This window comes from Streptomyces sp. NBC_01723, assembly GCF_036246005.1.
Lineage (GTDB): Bacteria > Actinomycetota > Actinomycetes > Streptomycetales > Streptomycetaceae > Streptomyces.
This window is the reverse complement of record NZ_CP109171.1, coordinates 2,605,820-2,621,224: the sequence shown is the minus strand read 5'-3', so window position 1 is coordinate 2,621,224 and position 15,405 is coordinate 2,605,820. Positions and strand designations below refer to the sequence as shown.

General features: G+C 73.0%; 11 protein-coding genes and 2 tRNA genes. 11 read left to right on the top strand and 2 right to left on the bottom strand.

What is annotated here, in order from left to right; genetic code table 11:
* Positions 1 to 98: 98 nt before the first annotated feature.
* The 5 genes from rsfS to OIE75_RS12200 all read left to right on the top strand — a co-directional run bounded on the left by rsfS (position 99) and on the right by OIE75_RS12200 (position 2,188).
* A complete protein-coding gene (gene rsfS / locus OIE75_RS12220) occupies positions 99 to 545 on the top strand; it encodes a ribosome silencing factor (protein ID WP_329470794.1) in 447 nt (148 codons plus the stop codon).
* On the top strand, positions 542 to 1,213 hold the full coding sequence (locus tag OIE75_RS12215; protein WP_307012021.1) for a histidine phosphatase family protein: 672 nt from the start codon (positions 542 to 544) through the stop codon (positions 1,211 to 1,213). The genes rsfS and OIE75_RS12215 overlap by 4 nt, the downstream gene beginning before the upstream one ends.
* 121 nt (positions 1,214 to 1,334) lie before the next feature.
* Positions 1,335 to 1,407 (top strand) — tRNA-Ala (locus OIE75_RS12210).
* Positions 1,408 to 1,785: 378 nt separating this feature from the next.
* Positions 1,786 to 2,019: a hypothetical protein gene (locus tag OIE75_RS12205; protein WP_019523121.1), complete on the top strand. Its 234-nt coding sequence runs from the start codon at positions 1,786 to 1,788 to the stop codon at positions 2,017 to 2,019.
* A 96-nt stretch (positions 2,020 to 2,115) separates the two neighbouring features.
* Positions 2,116 to 2,188, top strand: a tRNA-Ala gene (locus OIE75_RS12200).
* Positions 2,189 to 2,246: 58 nt separating this feature from the next.
* Here the strand turns inward: OIE75_RS12200 and OIE75_RS12195 are convergent.
* Entirely contained in the window at positions 2,247 to 3,857 is a 1,611-nt protein-coding gene (locus OIE75_RS12195) for an NADH-ubiquinone oxidoreductase-F iron-sulfur binding region domain-containing protein (protein ID WP_329470792.1), read from the bottom strand.
* Positions 3,854 to 5,086 carry a ferric reductase-like transmembrane domain-containing protein gene (locus OIE75_RS12190; protein ID WP_307012016.1) on the bottom strand — a complete coding sequence of 411 codons (1,233 nt, stop codon included), beginning with the start codon at positions 5,084 to 5,086 and terminating at the stop codon, positions 3,854 to 3,856. The genes OIE75_RS12195 and OIE75_RS12190 overlap by 4 nt, the downstream gene beginning before the upstream one ends.
* A gap of 516 nt (positions 5,087 to 5,602) precedes the next feature.
* Here OIE75_RS12190 and leuS point away from each other — a divergent pair.
* The 6 genes from leuS (at position 5,603) to OIE75_RS12160 (ending at position 15,402) form a co-directional block, all read left to right on the top strand.
* Entirely contained in the window at positions 5,603 to 8,503 is a 2,901-nt protein-coding gene (gene leuS, locus OIE75_RS12185; RefSeq protein WP_329470791.1) for a leucine--tRNA ligase, read from the top strand.
* A 296-nt stretch (positions 8,504 to 8,799) separates the two neighbouring features.
* Positions 8,800 to 9,534, top strand: a complete 735-nt coding sequence (locus OIE75_RS12180) for a hypothetical protein (protein WP_307012012.1) — start codon at positions 8,800 to 8,802, stop codon at positions 9,532 to 9,534.
* A 73-nt stretch (positions 9,535 to 9,607) separates the two neighbouring features.
* Positions 9,608 to 10,453 (top strand): DegV family protein, encoded by an 846-nt coding sequence (locus OIE75_RS12175; RefSeq protein WP_307012010.1) that lies wholly within the window; start codon positions 9,608 to 9,610, stop codon positions 10,451 to 10,453.
* A 137-nt stretch (positions 10,454 to 10,590) separates the two neighbouring features.
* Positions 10,591 to 11,640 carry a ComEA family DNA-binding protein gene (locus OIE75_RS12170; protein WP_329470789.1) on the top strand — a complete coding sequence of 350 codons (1,050 nt, stop codon included), beginning with the start codon at positions 10,591 to 10,593 and terminating at the stop codon, positions 11,638 to 11,640.
* 383 nt (positions 11,641 to 12,023) lie between these two features.
* Positions 12,024 to 14,561, top strand: coding sequence for a ComEC/Rec2 family competence protein (locus tag OIE75_RS12165; protein WP_329473969.1), 2,538 nt, complete (start codon positions 12,024 to 12,026; stop codon positions 14,559 to 14,561).
* Between the two features lie 4 nt (positions 14,562 to 14,565).
* Entirely contained in the window at positions 14,566 to 15,402 is an 837-nt protein-coding gene (locus OIE75_RS12160; RefSeq protein WP_329470788.1) for an arylamine N-acetyltransferase family protein, read from the top strand.
* Positions 15,403 to 15,405 lie beyond the last annotated feature (3 nt).

The window sequence follows — 15,405 nt, the reverse complement described above, 5'->3', positions numbered from 1 at the left end:
GGCCCCTTCGCGGGGCGGCGGCGCCGTCGACGCGTGGGCGGCCGTCGGCGGTCGTGAGACCCTTGAGGTCAACCGACCGCCGACCCGAAAGCCAGGCAGTGACCGCGACCGACCGCTCCATCGAACTCATCAGCACCGCCGCCCAGGCGGCGGCCGACAAGCTCGCGCACGACATCATCGCCTACGACGTCAGCGACGTGCTGTCGATCACGGACGCCTTCCTGCTGGCCTCCGCGCCCAACGACCGCCAGGTCAAGTCGATCGTCGACGAGATCGAGGAGCGGCTGAACAAGGAACTGGGCGCCAAGCCGGTGCGCCGCGAAGGCGACCGCGAGGCCCGCTGGGTCCTGCTCGACTACGTCGACATCGTCGTCCACGTCCAGCACAGCGAGGAGCGCGTCTTCTACGCCCTGGAGCGGCTGTGGAAGGACTGCCCCGAGCTGGAGCTGCCCGCCGACGCCAAGGAGACCCGCGGCAAGGCCGAGGAGCACGCCAGGCTCCAGGCCGCCGAGGAGGCGACGCAGACAGACGAGGACTGGCGATGAGCGCCACCGGCGAGGTGGCGGCGGGCCGGCCGGGCCGCGGCCGGCGCGTCATCCTCTGGCGGCACGGCCAGACCGCGTGGAACGTGGAGCGCCGCTTCCAGGGCAGCACGGACGTCGAGCTGACCGAGACCGGCGTCGCCCAGGCCCGCCGCGCGGCCGAGCTGCTGATCCACCTGAGGCCCGACGCGATCATCGCCTCCGACCTGGTGCGGGCCGCGGACACGGCCGCCGAGCTGTCCGTCCTCACCGGCCTCGAAGTGACCCTGGAGGAGGGCCTGCGGGAGACCTACGCGGGCGTCTGGCAGGGGCTGACCCACGACGAGATCATCGCCCGGCACGGCGAGGAGTACACGGCGTGGAAGCGCGGCGAGCCCGTGCGCCGCGGCGGCGGCGAGCTGGAGACCGAGGTGGCCGACCGCGCCGCTCCCGTGGTCCTGCGGCACGCCGAGAAGCTTCCCGAGGACGGCACCCTCGTCGTGGTCAGCCACGGCGGCACCATCCGCACCACCATCGGCCGCCTGCTCGGCCTCGACCCGCGCAGCTGGGAGAGCCTCGGCGGCCTGACCAACTGCTGTTGGTCGGTCCTCGGCGAGGGCGCGCGCGGCTGGCGGCTGCTGGAGCACAACGCCGGCACGCTGCCGGAACCGGTGCTCGGCGACGACGACTGAGCCGTCGGCGGCGGGCCCGATCCCCGGATTTCACTTTCCGGCAGGCCACAGGCTAAAGTTCTTCTTGTTCGCCCCGCCGAGCGGAGCGAACAGGAACACGCGCCCCAGTCGCGTGGCACCAGGGGCTATAGCTCAGTTGGTAGAGCGCCTGCATGGCATGCAGGAGGTCAGGAGTTCAATTCTCCTTAGCTCCACAGCCCACGGACGAATCCCGTCCCCCTCGGGGGGCGGGATTTTTCGCATCCGCCCGCTTGAGCAACTGGGCTCCCAGGGGCGTATACCCCTGTGGAACTCCGTGTCCCGACTGGTACTGAGGCGTCGCTGACCGTATTGGCCCGGTCGTGGCAGAATCAAACGGCCGGAAGGGGACCGCGACCCGACGGGAGGGAGTGGCGATGCCTGCGAGCATCCTCGAGGAGGTCGGTCACCTCCTCGGCGGAGCGGTGGCACGGAACACGGTCACTCGCCTCCACTGCCCTTCCTGCGGTTCCGGGCACGTGGCCCAAGTCCTGGGTGACAACGGCGGAATCTCGTACGTGTGCACGGCCTGCGGCCACAGCTGGAGCTGATCGATGGGTGCACACAGGCGGAAGTGCGACTGGTGCGGCAGCGGTACGCCGATCGTGCGCGACATGGAGCCGCTCAACCCGGACTACCAGTACTGGTGCGAGGAATGCGCGCGGGCGCTGATCATAAAAGGCGACCCGATCGAGACGTACCGCGAGCTGGAGGGCGAACCGATCTACGGCCGGCTCCTGGAGGAGCACTGCACCCTCAAGCGGTTCTACTCGTTCGTGACGGCTTAGGGCAAACCGGACGGAACGGAAACGATTTGGTGTTCGCCCCGGTGGACCGTGTAATGTTGGCGTCGCCGCCGGGGAGACCGGGCGGATGAAGGGCAAGGGGCTATAGCTCAGTTGGTAGAGCGCCTGCATGGCATGCAGGAGGTCAGGAGTTCAATTCTCCTTAGCTCCACAGCTTCGGAAAGAACCCCCCGGATCATGATCCGGGGGGTTTCTTCGTGTGTCCGCGGTCAGCGGCCGAGCGCCCGGCGTCCCCGGCCCTGGGAGAGGACCGGCAGGTTGGTGCGCGAGGCCGGAGCCGGTCCGCGCAGATCCTCCTCGATCCTCAGCGCCAGCGCGGGGCAGCGGCGCACCGCGCGCACCGCCTTGGCCTCCGCGAACCGCGGCACCTCGGCCTGCGCGACCGTCGGGAAACCGTCGGCGCCCAGCTGGAAGACCTCCGGGAGGATGTCCGCGCACAGCCCGTGGCCCCGGCACAGGGTCCAGTCGACGTAGATCTTCTGGCGGCTGGGGCCGTTCGCCTCGTCGCCGCCGGGGATGCCCGTGGGTGCCATGCCCCCCTCGAAGAGCGGCAGGACGCCCTCCACGGGCCGTCCGCAGCCGTTGCCGAGGACGTGGGCGGCGAGGTCGTCGGTGAACGCGGCGACGGTCGACTCCAGGAACATCGCCGAGCCGTCCGGGTGCGAGCAGGCGCCGCGCCGCTTCACGTTCCGGGCGACCTGCTTGACGGCCTCCAGGGCGGCCGGGCCGCCACCGTTCAGGATGTCCTCCAGGCCGCGCGCGGCGGCGGGCAGACCGAGGTAGCAGGGGCCGCACTGGCCCGCGCTCTCCTGCGCCAGCCACTGGGCCACCCGGAGGGACTCGCCCAGCGGGCAGGTGTCCTGACCGATCGGCAGGATCGCGCCCGCGCCGAGCGAGCCGCCCACCTGCTGAAGGGAGTTGCGGGAGACGACCGCCTCGTCGACGCTCGCCGCGTCGAGCCACTTGCCGTGGTAGCCGCCGGTCAGCACGCCCTGCGGCACCGGCGGGGCGCCGGCCAGCTGGAGGACGTAGCGCAGCGGCACACCCGTCGGCACCTCGATCACCATGGGCCGGGCGACCGCGCCGGAGACGGTGAGCATCACGGTGCCGGGCTCGTCGTACAGTCCGGTGTTGCCGTAGCGCTCCGGGCCGATGCGGGCGGCGATCGCGAGCTGGGCGAAGGTCTCGGCGTTGGACAGCAGGGTCGGGGCGCCGCCGACGCCGTTCTTCGAGGCGCTGACCTTGCGGCCGGGCGGGATCGCCGGGCCGCCGTCGATGGAGCGGATCAGTGATGCGGCGGCGCCGGTCACCATGCGGACCGGGTTGCGCTGCACGCGTGCCCGCAGGGCGGAGCGGCGGCCGTTGCTGAGGCCCCGTTCGGCGAGGGCGGCCTCCATGGAGCGCTGGGTGGACTCGCGGGTGACCCCGATGACGAGGGTCCGGGCGCCCATCGCCTCCGCGCACAGCAGCGCGCCGTCGAGGATCAGGTGCGGGGCGCGGTTGATGAGCACCGTGTCCTTGCGGCAGGCCGGTTCGTCCTCACTGCCGTTGACGACCACGACCGGCCGGACGCCGCGCTTGATCGCCGCCTCGGCGACCGAGCGCAGCTTCTTGTGGAAGGGGAAGCCCGCGCCGCCGCGGCCCTTCAGGTTGATGCGTTCCGAGAGCTGCGCGAGCTGCTCGCCGCCCATCGGTTCGAGCGGACCGTGCACCTTGAGGTGCATCGGCAGATCCAGGCGCTCGACAAGGTCGAAGCCCGACGTGAGCTGGGGAAGACCGACCACGCGGACTTCTGGGACGTCGGGCAGGGCCTCGTTCACTTATGGCCTCCGGAAGGCGTGTTCCAAGGTTCGCCCGAACCCGGTGCGTCGAAGTCGTAGGCCGACGACGGCGTACCGGGGGTTGGTTCATTGGCGGGACCGCTGTTGTACGTGTCGTTCGGGTAGTACGTGTCGTAGACCGCGTTCGTCTCAGCGGTGTCGTACACGTCACTCGACCCGTAGCCGGAGGCGTCCGGATTGCCGTAGACCGGGATGGTGTGTCCCGTGTCGTTGAGCGGGTCGTACGCCGACGGAGGTGCCTCGCCGACCGGCGGCGGCGACGGTATGGGCCAGCTGCCCGAGGTGCCGGCGGCGCTGTCCACGTAGGGCATCGTCTCGGTGGGGCGCATGTCGGGCGGCAGCGTGTGGGACCCCGTGCCGTCGCCCGCCAGCGGTGGCCGGCCGGCGCCGGAAGGGCCGGACACGGCGCGGTAGGCCGCCGCGAAGCCGCTCGCGCGCTCCGGCGGGGTCAGGCGCTCCGCGGTCTCGTGCAGCGGTGCGGACCTGCCGCGCCGCCGCGTCGCCCCGGCCCGCTCGTAGCCGGGCAGCGCCGCGGGGTCCTTCCACTGGGCCCGCTCCCGCGACCGCTCCTCGCGGACCGGCCGCTCCCCGGTGCCGAAGAGGGCCGCGATCCGGTCGGCGGCCCTGCGCTTGACCGGTTGGGGGGCCGCCCGCAGCGCCAGGGCCGCCATGACGCCCAGTACGGACAGGCCGTACAGGATCGTGAAGACCGGCTTCGCCGCTCGACCCGCGTAGAGCCCGTGCAGCAGGGCCAGGCACCACGCCGGGTAGGCCAGCATGTGCATGGCCCGCCAGCGGGAGGCCACGGGGGACGCGGACGCGAAGCGGGTGCGCAGGGCGCCGGTCACGCTCACGAAGATCATGAGCATGCTGGCGAGGGTGCCGAAGCCGATCAGGACGGCGCGGCCGCCGAACTCCTCGTCGTCCGTGGCGAGCAGTCCGAACGGGAGGACGGCGGCGACCCAGGTGGTGTGGTCCAGGGCCAGCTTGACCCCGATGTGCACCAGGAGGAAGACGACCGAGGCGACCGCGGTGGTCCGGTGCACGGCCTGGGCCAGGATCCGCTGGCGGGTGTCGAGGACGATCCGGTCCTGGGCGAGGAGTCCCCAGATCACCGAGCAGCTGAGGAAGACCAGGGAGAGGACGCCGGCGCCGAAGTTGAGGAACTCGGCGAAGGTGTCGTCGACCGTGCTGTCGTTGGTCACCACGGCAGACCTCCCCACGTCACGGACGCATCAAGAGGCGTCGAGCTGGTGTCGCGAGGGTGGAGCGGAGGACGGATCGGGGGAGGGTTCATGGGGGCAACTCCGGAGCGGTTCGGGAAAGCGGTCCCGCTGCCGCACTCTAAGTGGCGCCATACCCGCGGGTACGAGGTTTGAGTTATTGCGTTGTTATCAAATGACAGTGCGCTCGTAGTGTTGCCCCCTTACTGGTTGTTACGCGAAGTAACCTTTGACCTTGGTTCAGGATTGCCGGTCGCGCGGTCGGCCGGAACGCGCGTCGCGGCCCGATCGGCGACTGCGGTACCCTGACGCCATGCGTGCCGTACGCCTTCTGCTTAGCGAGCCGCGCTGATCAGTCCCGACCCCGGTCGAAACCCGGTGGCCGGAATCGGCGCGGCGTCCCCTCCTGTGCGAGGGGATTTTTCATTTCCCGGCATCCGCAGCCGCTGGTCTTGAAGGTCGCAGCCGCTGGCAGAGACGATCGATGGAGCTTTGAGGATCATGAGCGAGACGAACCCCGCGGCGACCGCCCCTGTGTCGGCGGACGCCGCGCCGCACCGCTACACGGCCGCCATGGCCGCCGAGATCGAGGCACGCTGGCAGGACTTCTGGGACGCCGAGGAGACGTACGCGGCGCCGAACCCCAAGGGTGACCTGGCGGGCGACCCGGAGGTCGTCGCCCGGCCCAAGAAGTTCATCATGGACATGTTCCCGTACCCCTCCGGCGCGGGCCTGCACGTCGGCCACCCCCTGGGGTACATCGCCACCGACGTCTTCGCCCGCTTCCAGCGGATGACCGGCCACAACGTCCTGCACACCCTGGGCTTCGACGCCTTCGGACTGCCCGCCGAGCAGTACGCGGTGCAGACCGGCACGCACCCGCGCGTGTCCACCGAGGCCAACATGAAGAACATGGTGAGCCAGCTGCGCCGGCTGGGTCTGGGCCACGACAAGCGCCGGTCGTTCGCCACGATCGACCCCGACTACTACAAGTGGACCCAGTGGATCTTCCTGCGGATCTTCAACTCCTGGTACGACGAGGAGGCGAGGAAGGCCCGCCCGATCGAGGAGCTGGTCGCCCAGTTCGCCTCCGGTGAGCGGGAGGTCCCGGGCCACGCCGGACGCGCCTGGAGCACGCTGAGCGAGGCCGAGCGCGCCGACGTCCTGGGCGAGTTCCGTCTGGCCTACGCCTCCGACGCGCCCGTCAACTGGTGCCCCGGGCTGGGCACCGTGCTGGCCAACGAGGAGGTCACCGCCGACGGCCGCTCCGAGCGCGGCAACTTCCCCGTCTTCAAGTCGAAGCTGCGCCAGTGGAACATGCGCATCACCGCCTACGCGGACCGGCTGCTGGACGACCTGGACGAGCTGGACTGGCCCGAGGCCATCAAGCTGCAGCAGCGCAACTGGATCGGCCGCTCCGAGGGCGCCCGCGTCGACTTCCCCGTCGACGGGGAGCGCATCACCGTCTTCACCACCCGCCAGGACACCCTGTTCGGCGCCACCTACATGGTGCTGGCGCCCGAGCACCCCCTGGTCGAGAAGTTCACCCCGGCCGCCTGGCCCGAGGGCACCCACCAGGTGTGGACCGGCGGCCACGCCACCCCGACCGAGGCGGTGGCCGCGTACCGCGCGCAGGCCGCCTCCAAGTCCGACGTCGAGCGCCAGGCCGAGGCCAAGGACAAGACCGGCGTCTTCATCGGCGCCTACGCCACCAACCCGGTCAACGGCGAGCAGGTCCCGGTCTTCATCGCGGACTACGTGCTGATGGGCTACGGCACCGGCGCGATCATGGCCGTCCCGGCCGGTGACCAGCGCGACTTCGAGTTCGCGCGCGCCTTCGAGCTGCCGATCCGCTGCGTGGTCGAGCCGACCGACGGCCGCGGCACCGACCCGGCGACGTGGGAGGACGCCTTCGGCTCCTACGACGCGAAGATCATGAACTCGTCCAACGGCGAGATCAGCCTGGACGGCCTGGGCGTCGCCGACGCCAAGGAGCGCATCACCGAGTGGCTGGAGCGCACCGGCACCGGCGAGGGCACCGTCAACTTCCGCCTGCGTGACTGGCTGTTCAGCCGCCAGCGCTACTGGGGCGAGCCCTTCCCGATCGTCTACGACGAGGACGGCATCGCGCACTCGCTGCCCGAGTCGATGCTGCCCCTGGAGCTGCCCGAGGTCGAGGACTACTCGCCGCGCACCTTCGACCCGGACGACGCCGACACCCGCCCCGAGACGCCGCTGTCGCGCAACGAGGACTGGGTGAACGTCACCCTGGACCTGGGCGACGGGCGCGGCCCCCGCCGGTTCCGCCGCGAGACCAACACCATGCCCAACTGGGCCGGCTCCTGCTGGTACGAGCTGCGCTACCTGGACCCGCACAACAGCGAGCGGCTGGTCGACCCGGAGATCGAGCAGTACTGGATGGGCCCCCGCGAGGGCCTGCCGCACGGCGGCGTCGACCTGTACGTCGGCGGCGCCGAGCACGCCGTGCTGCACCTGCTGTACGCGCGCTTCTGGTCCAAGGTGCTGTTCGACCTGGGGTACGTGTCCTCGGCCGAGCCGTTCCACAAGCTGTTCAACCAGGGCATGATCCAGGCCTACGTCTACCGGGACAGCCGCGGCATCGCGGTGCCGGCCGTCGAGGTGGAGGAGCGCGACGGCGCCTACTACCACCAGGGCGAGAAGGTCTCCCGGCTGCTGGGCAAGATGGGCAAGTCCCTGAAGAACGCGGTCACCCCCGACGAGATCTGTGCCGAGTACGGCGCCGACACCCTGCGCCTGTACGAGATGGCGATGGGCCCGCTGGACGTCTCCCGGCCCTGGGACACCCGCGCGGTGGTGGGCCAGTTCCGGCTGCTGCAGCGGCTGTGGCGCAACGTCGTCGACGAGGACACCGGCGAGGTGACCGTCACGGACGTCGCGGACTCCGACGTCGACGCGGACACGCTGCGCGCCCTGCACAAGGCCATCGACGGCGTCCGGCAGGACCTGGAGGGCATGCGGTTCAACACCGCCATCGCCAAGGTCACCGAGCTGAACAACCACCTGACCAAGGTGGGCGGCCCGGTCCCGCGCCCGGTCGCCGAGCGCCTGGTGCTGCTGGTCGCGCCGCTGGCCCCACACGTCGCCGAGGAGCTGTGGCGCAAGCTGGGCCACACGGACTCCGTCGTGCACCACGACTTCCCGGTGGCCGACCCGGCCTACGTCGTCGACGAGACCGTGACCTGCGTCGTGCAGATCAAGGGCAAGGTCAAGGCGCGGCTGGAGGTCGACCCGGCCATCTCCGAGGGCGACCTGGAGAAGGCGGCGCTGGCCGAGGAGAAGGTCGTGGCCGCGCTGGGCGGGGCCGGGATCCGGAAGGTGATCGTGCGGGCGCCGAAGCTGGTGAACATCGTCCCCGCGTGAGGCCTGAGGCCTGAGGCCAGAGGTCTGAGGCCTGAGGAGGTCTGAGGTCATCGCGTCTGACGCCTGACGCCTGACGCCATGACGCCTCAGGCCCAGAGGCCCGCTCGGGCGGGCCGAGCGCTGGATTTCGTCGGTCTCGGGGTGACCCCTTACGGGGAGGCCCGGGGCCGGGTACGGGCAGGTTCGGGGTTCCGCCGGAACCCTGGGCCTGCCCGTTGCGTTTACCGTGGAAGAGCGGCGCGAAGAGTGCCGCGGACGCCGGCGCGCGCGGGCCGGACGCTCGGAGGAGGAGCTTCGTGGAAGCAGTGATCACCGTCTTCGCCCTGCTCTTCGTGCTCGCCGTGGTGCTGGGCGTCTACGCCACGGTGAAGGCGGTCGGCGCGGCCAAGCGCAGCGTGGACCGCGGTATCACCCAGGCCCGGCGCACGGTCGAGGACCACACCCTGCGCGCGAAGTCCCTCGTCCAGGCCGGCCCGGTCGGCGAGCTGGCGCAGCTGCGGCTGAGCCTGCGCACGTCCATGCGGGCCACGCAGGACGCGCTGCACGCGCGCGTGGCCGAGGACGCGTCCCTCAAGGAGTCGCTGGCCCTCTTCGAGCGGCTCAGCGCTCACGGATTCGAACTCGACGGCGAGCTGCGGCGGCTGGAGTCCGAGCCGGACCGCGTGACGCTCGCCGAGCTGCTGCCGTCGTTGCGCGAGCGCACCGAGCGCATCACGCGGTCGGCCGAGTCCCTGCGCTGGGCGGCCCGTGACCGGGCCCGCCGCTTCGCGGACGACGACCTCGATTCGCTGAGCGCGCAGATCGACGTCGAGGCCGGTGCCCTGCGGCACTGGACGGAGACGGAGCCCGCCGCCGCGCCGCCGCCCTGGCCCGAGGCCCCGGCCGCCGACACCCCCGCCGCCCGGCAGAGTTGGCCGGAGCCCCCGGTCCAGGAGCCGGCGGAGGAGGCGGCGCGCCCCGCCCTCGACCCGCCCGGACCCCACCCCGTGTACCCCTGGCAGAAGAAGGCCCGCCCGGAGAGCACGACCTGACGACACCCGTGTGAACACCCGGTCACCGGGGCCGGGCTGCCGGACGGACAGTACGCCAGGTAACCTCCAGCTCATGTCCCGCCATGTCGCGATCGTCACCGATTCAACGGCCTACCTCCCGGCCCGGACGATGGAGCGGCACGGCATCACCGCGGTACCCCTGACCGTCGTCCTGGGCGACCGGGCGCTGGAGGAGGGCACCGAGATCTCGACCCGCTCCCTGGCCCAGGCCCTGCAGAAACGGCGCCCGGTCACCACCTCCCGCCCCAGCCCCGCCCTGTTCGCCGAGACCTACCGGAAGATCGCCGAGTCCGGCGTCGACGGCATCGTCTCGCTGCACCTCTCCGCCGAGCTGTCCGGCACCCACGACGCGGCCGTCGTCGCGGCCCGTGAGGCGTCGGTCCCGGTGCGCGTCGTGGACACGGGGATGATCGCGATGGCCCTCGGATTCTGCGCGCTCGCAGCCGCGGACGCGGTGGAGGCGGGCGGCACGGTGGACGAGGCCGTCGCGGCCGCCGAGAAGCGGGCCGCGGGCACCTCCGCCTACTTCTACGTCGACACCCTCGACTATCTGCGCCGCGGCGGCCGGATCGGGGCGGCCCAGGCGCTGTTCGGCTCCGCGCTCGCCGTGAAACCGCTGCTGCAACTGGACGGTGGCCGCATCGAGCCCTTGGAGAAGGTCCGGACGGCGTCCAAGGCCATCGCCCGGCTGGAGGAGATCGCCGCCGACCGGGCGGGCGGCGCACCCGTCGACATCGCCGTCCACCATCTCGCCGCCCCGGACCGGGCGTCGGCCCTGGCGGACCGTCTGCGGGAGCGGGTGCCAGGACTGGCCGACCTGCATGTGAGCGAGGTCGGGGCGGTGATCGGGGCGCATACGGGGCCCGGGTTGCTGGGGGTTGTGGTCTCGTCGCGGTGAGGGGGCGTTGCGCGGTGGGGTGATCGCGCCGTGGCACGTCACCCGTTCGAGGGGCGGAGTTTTCCACAACCCGTGGGTGGTCCACGGGAATCGACCATGATCGTCGCGGGTGGGGCGAGGTGTCGGATCCTCGGCGCATGGCACTTCGATCACGCTCACGCTCACAGTCCCGCTCTCGCCCACAGTCCCCCGCACGCTCACAGCCACGCACGGCGGCCGGATCCAGCGGCCCGGGTCGCGCACCGGCCTCCGACGGCCGGCTCCGCCACCGCCACCCGCCCCGTTCCCACGCCCGGCACGGACGCCGGCCCGCACCCGCGGAGGAATTGCGGCGACGGGCGGAGGCGCTGTTCGCCGGGCGGGCCGGGCGGGCCGGGCACGATGGATCGCGCGGGGAGTCGGGGAAGGGGCCGCCCTTGTACGGCGGAGGCGGAGACGCGCCGCTTCCCGTCGCGGCGGATGGCGTCGTCCGGGCGGCCTGGAAGGAGCGGGCCGGGCAGGCGCTGCGGGAGCGCATGCCGGTGTGGCTGCAGGCGCGGTGCGGGCTGGAGCGGCGCAGCGTGGCCGCGCTCACGGTGCTGCTCGTCGTCGCGGGGCTCTTCGCCGCGCAGCACTTCTGGACCGGTCGCACCCAGTCCGTGGCGGCGCCCGAGGTGGTGCGGGAGGCGGCGGCGGTCGGGGCGCGGGACGAGGACGGGCGGAAGGGTGAGGGCAAGGCGGTCGACGGGGCGGCGTCCACGGCCGGTGCCGAGATCGTCGTGGACGTCGGCGGAAAGGTCCGCAAGCCCGGCGTCCACCGTCTGCCGGCCGGTTCACGGGTCGCGGACGCCCTGCGGGCCGCCGGAGGCGTGCGGGACGGCGCAAAGACCGACGGGCTGAACCAGGCGCGGTTCCTGGTGGACGGCGAGCAGGTCGTCGTGGGCGCTCCCGCGCCCGTCGCGGGGGTCGCGCCCGGCGGTGCGGCCACCGCCGGGAGCGGGGCGGCGGCGCCCGCGGCACCGGTCTCCCTCAACACCGCGACCCCGGACCAGCTCGACACCCTGCCCGGCGTGGGCCCCGTGCTCGCCCAGCACATCATCGACTACCGCACCCAGCACGGCGGTTTCCGGTCGGTGGACGAGTTGCGCGAGGTCAACGGCATCGGCGAGCGCCGCTTCGCCGACCTGCGCGATCTCGTGCGGCCATGAGTACGAATCGGCCGACGGGCCCGTCCCCGCATCGGTCCCCGAATCGGCCCATGTCCCCGGATCTGTCCCCGGGTCTGTCCTCGGATCGGCCCGTGGGTCTGTCCCCGGGTCTGTCCTCGGATCGGCCCGTGGGTCTGTCCCCGGGTCTGTCCTCGGATCGGCCCGTGGGTCTGTCCCCGGGTCTGTCCTCGGATCGGCCCGTGGGTCTGTCCCCGGGTCTGTCCTCGGATCGGCCCGTGGGTCTGTCCCCGGGTCTGTCCTCGGATCGGCCCGCGGGTCTGTCCCCGGGTCTGTCCTCGGATCGGCCCGTGGATCTGTCCCCGGATCTGCCGACGGACCCTGCCAGGCAGTACCACGCCCGCACGGCACCCCCACGCGCGGCCGTGCACGCCGCCTCCGGCCACCGGCTCGGCGCGGCCCACCCCCGCCAGGAGGGGCCAACGGACCTGCGGCTGGTGCCGCCCGCGCTCGCGGCCTGGGCGACGGCGGCGCTCGTGCCGGCCGCGCCGGCCGGTTGGGCCGTGGGCATGGTGACCGGTGCCTTGGTCCTGGCGGGTGTACTGCTCCGGAGGGAGCGGAGGCAGCCCCAGAGGGATCAAAGGCAGCGCGCGACACGCGTTCGGCCCTCGGTCGCCCTCGCCGCCCTGCTCCTCTGTGTCGCCGCGGCCGCCGCCTCGGCCGCGCTGCACGGCGCGGACCTGCGGCGCGGACCCGTGCCGGGGTCGGCCCGGCAGTACGCCACGGTCACCGCCGAGGTGGAGGTCACCGCCGACCCCCGCCTCACCGGGCCGCGCGTCCGGGGCAACCGTGCTGCCCCGCCCACGGTGGTGGTCGAGGCCGACGTGCGACGGGTCATGAAGGAGGGCGGCTCGGTGGTCGCGACGCGGACGCCGGTGCTCGTGCTCGTCGACGTGGGGGAGGAGGACCCGGGTGAGGACGCCCCGCCGTCCCGTGCCGATCCCGCGGCCGCGCGCTGGCTGGGGCTCCTGCCGACCACCCGGCTCCGCGTCACCGCCCGCTCGGCGCCCCCGAGGACGAGCGGGGACCGGATCGCCGCCGTGCTGCGGGTACGGGGCGGTCGGGCCGCGCCCGAGGTGGTGACCGGTCCCTCGGCGGCGCAGCGGCTGGCGGGGCGGTTGCGGGCCGGGCTGCGCGAGGCGACGGACGGTCTGCCGGGGGACGCGCGGGCGCTGCTGCCCGGCCTGGTGGTGGGGGACACCTCGCGCGTCACTCCGGAGCTGGAGGAGGCGTTCAAGGAAACGGACCTGGCGCACACGCTGGCCGTCTCGGGGGCCAACTTCACGATCGTGCTCGCCCTGCTGCTCGGCCCGCCCGGGCTGGCTCAGCGCAGTGAGCGCCGGGGAGTCGCGCCCCGTCTCGGGCTCTCCCTGCGGACGACGGCGCTGCTCGGCGGGGCGCTCGCACTCGGCTTCGTGGTGGTGTGCCGGCCCGACCCGAGCGTCCTGCGGGCCGCCGCCTGCGGGTCCGTCGCCCTGCTCGCCCTGGCCACCGGACGCCGCAGATCGCTGCTTCCGGCGCTGGCGACGGCCGTACTGCTGCTCGTGCTGTACGACCCGGGGCTGGCCAGGAGTTACGGGTTCCTGCTCTCCGTGCTGGCCACCGGCGCGCTGCTCACGCTCGCGCCTCGGTGGAGCGCTGCGTTGCGGCGGCGCGGGGTGCCGCCGCGGCTGGCGGAGGCGCTGGCCGCCGCGGGGGCCGCGCAGGCCGTGTGCGCGCCGGTCGTCGCCGTGCTGTCGGCGCGGGTGAGCCTGGTGGGGGTGCCGTGCAACCTGCTCGCGGAGTTCGCGGTGGCCCCGGCCACGGTGCTGGGGTTCGCGGCGCTGGCGACCGCCCCGGTGGCGATGCCCGTGGCCGAGGCGCTGGCCTGGTGCGGTGGCTGGCCGGCCGGGTGGATCGCGGGGATCGCCCGCACCGGGGCCGCGCTGCCCGGCGCGGGAGTGGACTGGCCGGGAAGCTGGGCGGGGGCGGCGCTGCTCGCGCTCCTCACGGCGGGCGGGCTGCTCGTCGGCCGGCGGCTGCTGCGGCATCCCTGGTGGTGCGGGGTCTGCGCGCTGCTGCTGGTGCTGGCGGTGGTGCAACCGCCGCCGCTGGCCCGGGTGATCAAGGGATGGCCGCCGCCGGGCTGGCGGATGGTGATGTGCGACGTGGGGCAGGGCGACGCCATGGTGCTCGCGGCGGGGGAGGGTACGGGCGTGGTCGTGGACGCCGGGCCCGATCCGGCGCTGGTGGACGGCTGTCTGCGCTCGCTCGGCGTCACCCGCGTCCCGCTCGTGGTGCTGACCCATTTCCACGCCGACCACGTCGCCGGGCTGCCCGGGGTGTTGCGGGGGCGTGCGGTGGGGGCCATCGAGACGACCGCCCTCGAACAGCCCGCGGATCAGGCCGACGCCGTCCGCAGACAGGCGGCGGCGCGACGGATCCCCCTGCGGCACGCGGCCGCCGGTGAGCGGCGACGGGCCGGCCCGCTCTCCTGGCAGGTGGTGTGGCCGCCGTCCGGCACGGGCCCGGGGACGATGCCGCCCACGAGCACCGAGGGACCCAACGACGCCAGCGTCACCCTCCTGGTGCGGACGGCGGGCCTGCGTCTCCTGCTGCTCGGGGACCTGGAGCCGTCGGCCCAGCGGGAGTTGGCGCGCTCCCCGGCGGCAGCGGCGCTGGCAGGGGTCGACGTGCTCAAGGTCGCCCATCACGGGTCGGCTCATCAGGATCCGGACCTCGTACGGAGGGTGGCTCCGCGTCTGGCCCTCATCAGCTGCGGCGCGGACAACACCTACGGGCACCCGGCCCCGGACACGGTCGCGGCCCTGCGCGGGCAGGGGGCGACGGTGCTGCGCACGGACCGGGACGGCGCGCTGGCCGTCACGGGCTCGGGCGGGGCGCTGCGGGTCTTGGGAGACTGAGGGCATGGATTCCGCACAGGTCGATGCCTATCTCCGCCGTCTGGGAGCCGAGTACCCGGAGCGGCCCACCCTCGACGCGCTGCGCACACTGCACCTGCTTCATCTGCGGACGGTGCCGTTCGAGAACCTCTCCGTCCACCTGGGCGAGGAGATCGTGCTGGAGGAGGGACGGCTGCTGGACAAGGTGGTGGGCGGGCGCAGGGGCGGATTCTGCTACGAACTCAACGGTCTCTTCGGCTTGTTGCTCGCGGCGCTCGGTTACGGGGTCACGACGCTCGCCGCGCGGGTGTACGGGGACGGGGGCCGGCTCGGGATCCCGTACGACCACATGGTGCTGCTGGTGCGGACGGTGGACGGGGGCGACTGGCTGGCGGACGTCGGGTTCGGGGCGCACAGTCACGGTCCGCTGGCGTTCGGGGAGCGGGCGGAGCAGAACGACCCCGGGGGTACGTTCCGGGTCGTGGAGGCGGGGCCGGACGCGGCCGGGGTGCGCGGGGCGGAGGCCACGGCGCGGGCGGCCGACCTGGACGTGCTGCGCGGGGGGCGGCCGGTGTACCGGGTGGACGTCCGCCCGAGGGTGCTGGACGACTTCGTGTCCGGCGCGTGGTGGCACAGCACCTCTCCCCGGTCGCACTTCCTCCAGTCGACGGTCTGCTCCCGGATCACCGAGGACGGGGGACGGATCACGCTCAGCGGACGCCGGCTCACGGCGACGGCCCCCGAGGGCGGCCGGGAGGAGCGCGAGTTGGGCACGGACGAGGAGGTGCTCTCCGCGTACCGCGAACACTTCGGCATCCGGCTCGACCGGGTCCCGGTCCGGCGGTGTGCCGATACCGGGTGAGTG

Excerpts from the sequence above, each read along its gene's own strand:
- leuS (WP_329470791.1), top strand. The coding sequence starts at position 5,603 with ATGAGCGAGACGAACCCCGCGGCGACCGCCCCTGTGTCGGCGGACGCC.
- OIE75_RS12205 (WP_019523121.1), top strand. The coding sequence starts at position 1,786 with ATGGGTGCACACAGGCGGAAGTGCGACTGGTGCGGCAGCGGTACGCCG.
- OIE75_RS12170 (WP_329470789.1), top strand. The coding sequence starts at position 10,591 with ATGGCACTTCGATCACGCTCACGCTCACAGTCCCGCTCTCGCCCACAG.
- OIE75_RS12215 (WP_307012021.1), top strand. The coding sequence starts at position 542 with ATGAGCGCCACCGGCGAGGTGGCGGCGGGCCGGCCGGGCCGCGGCCGG.
- OIE75_RS12175 (WP_307012010.1), top strand. The coding sequence starts at position 9,608 with ATGTCCCGCCATGTCGCGATCGTCACCGATTCAACGGCCTACCTCCCG.
- OIE75_RS12160 (WP_329470788.1), top strand. The coding sequence starts at position 14,566 with ATGGATTCCGCACAGGTCGATGCCTATCTCCGCCGTCTGGGAGCCGAG.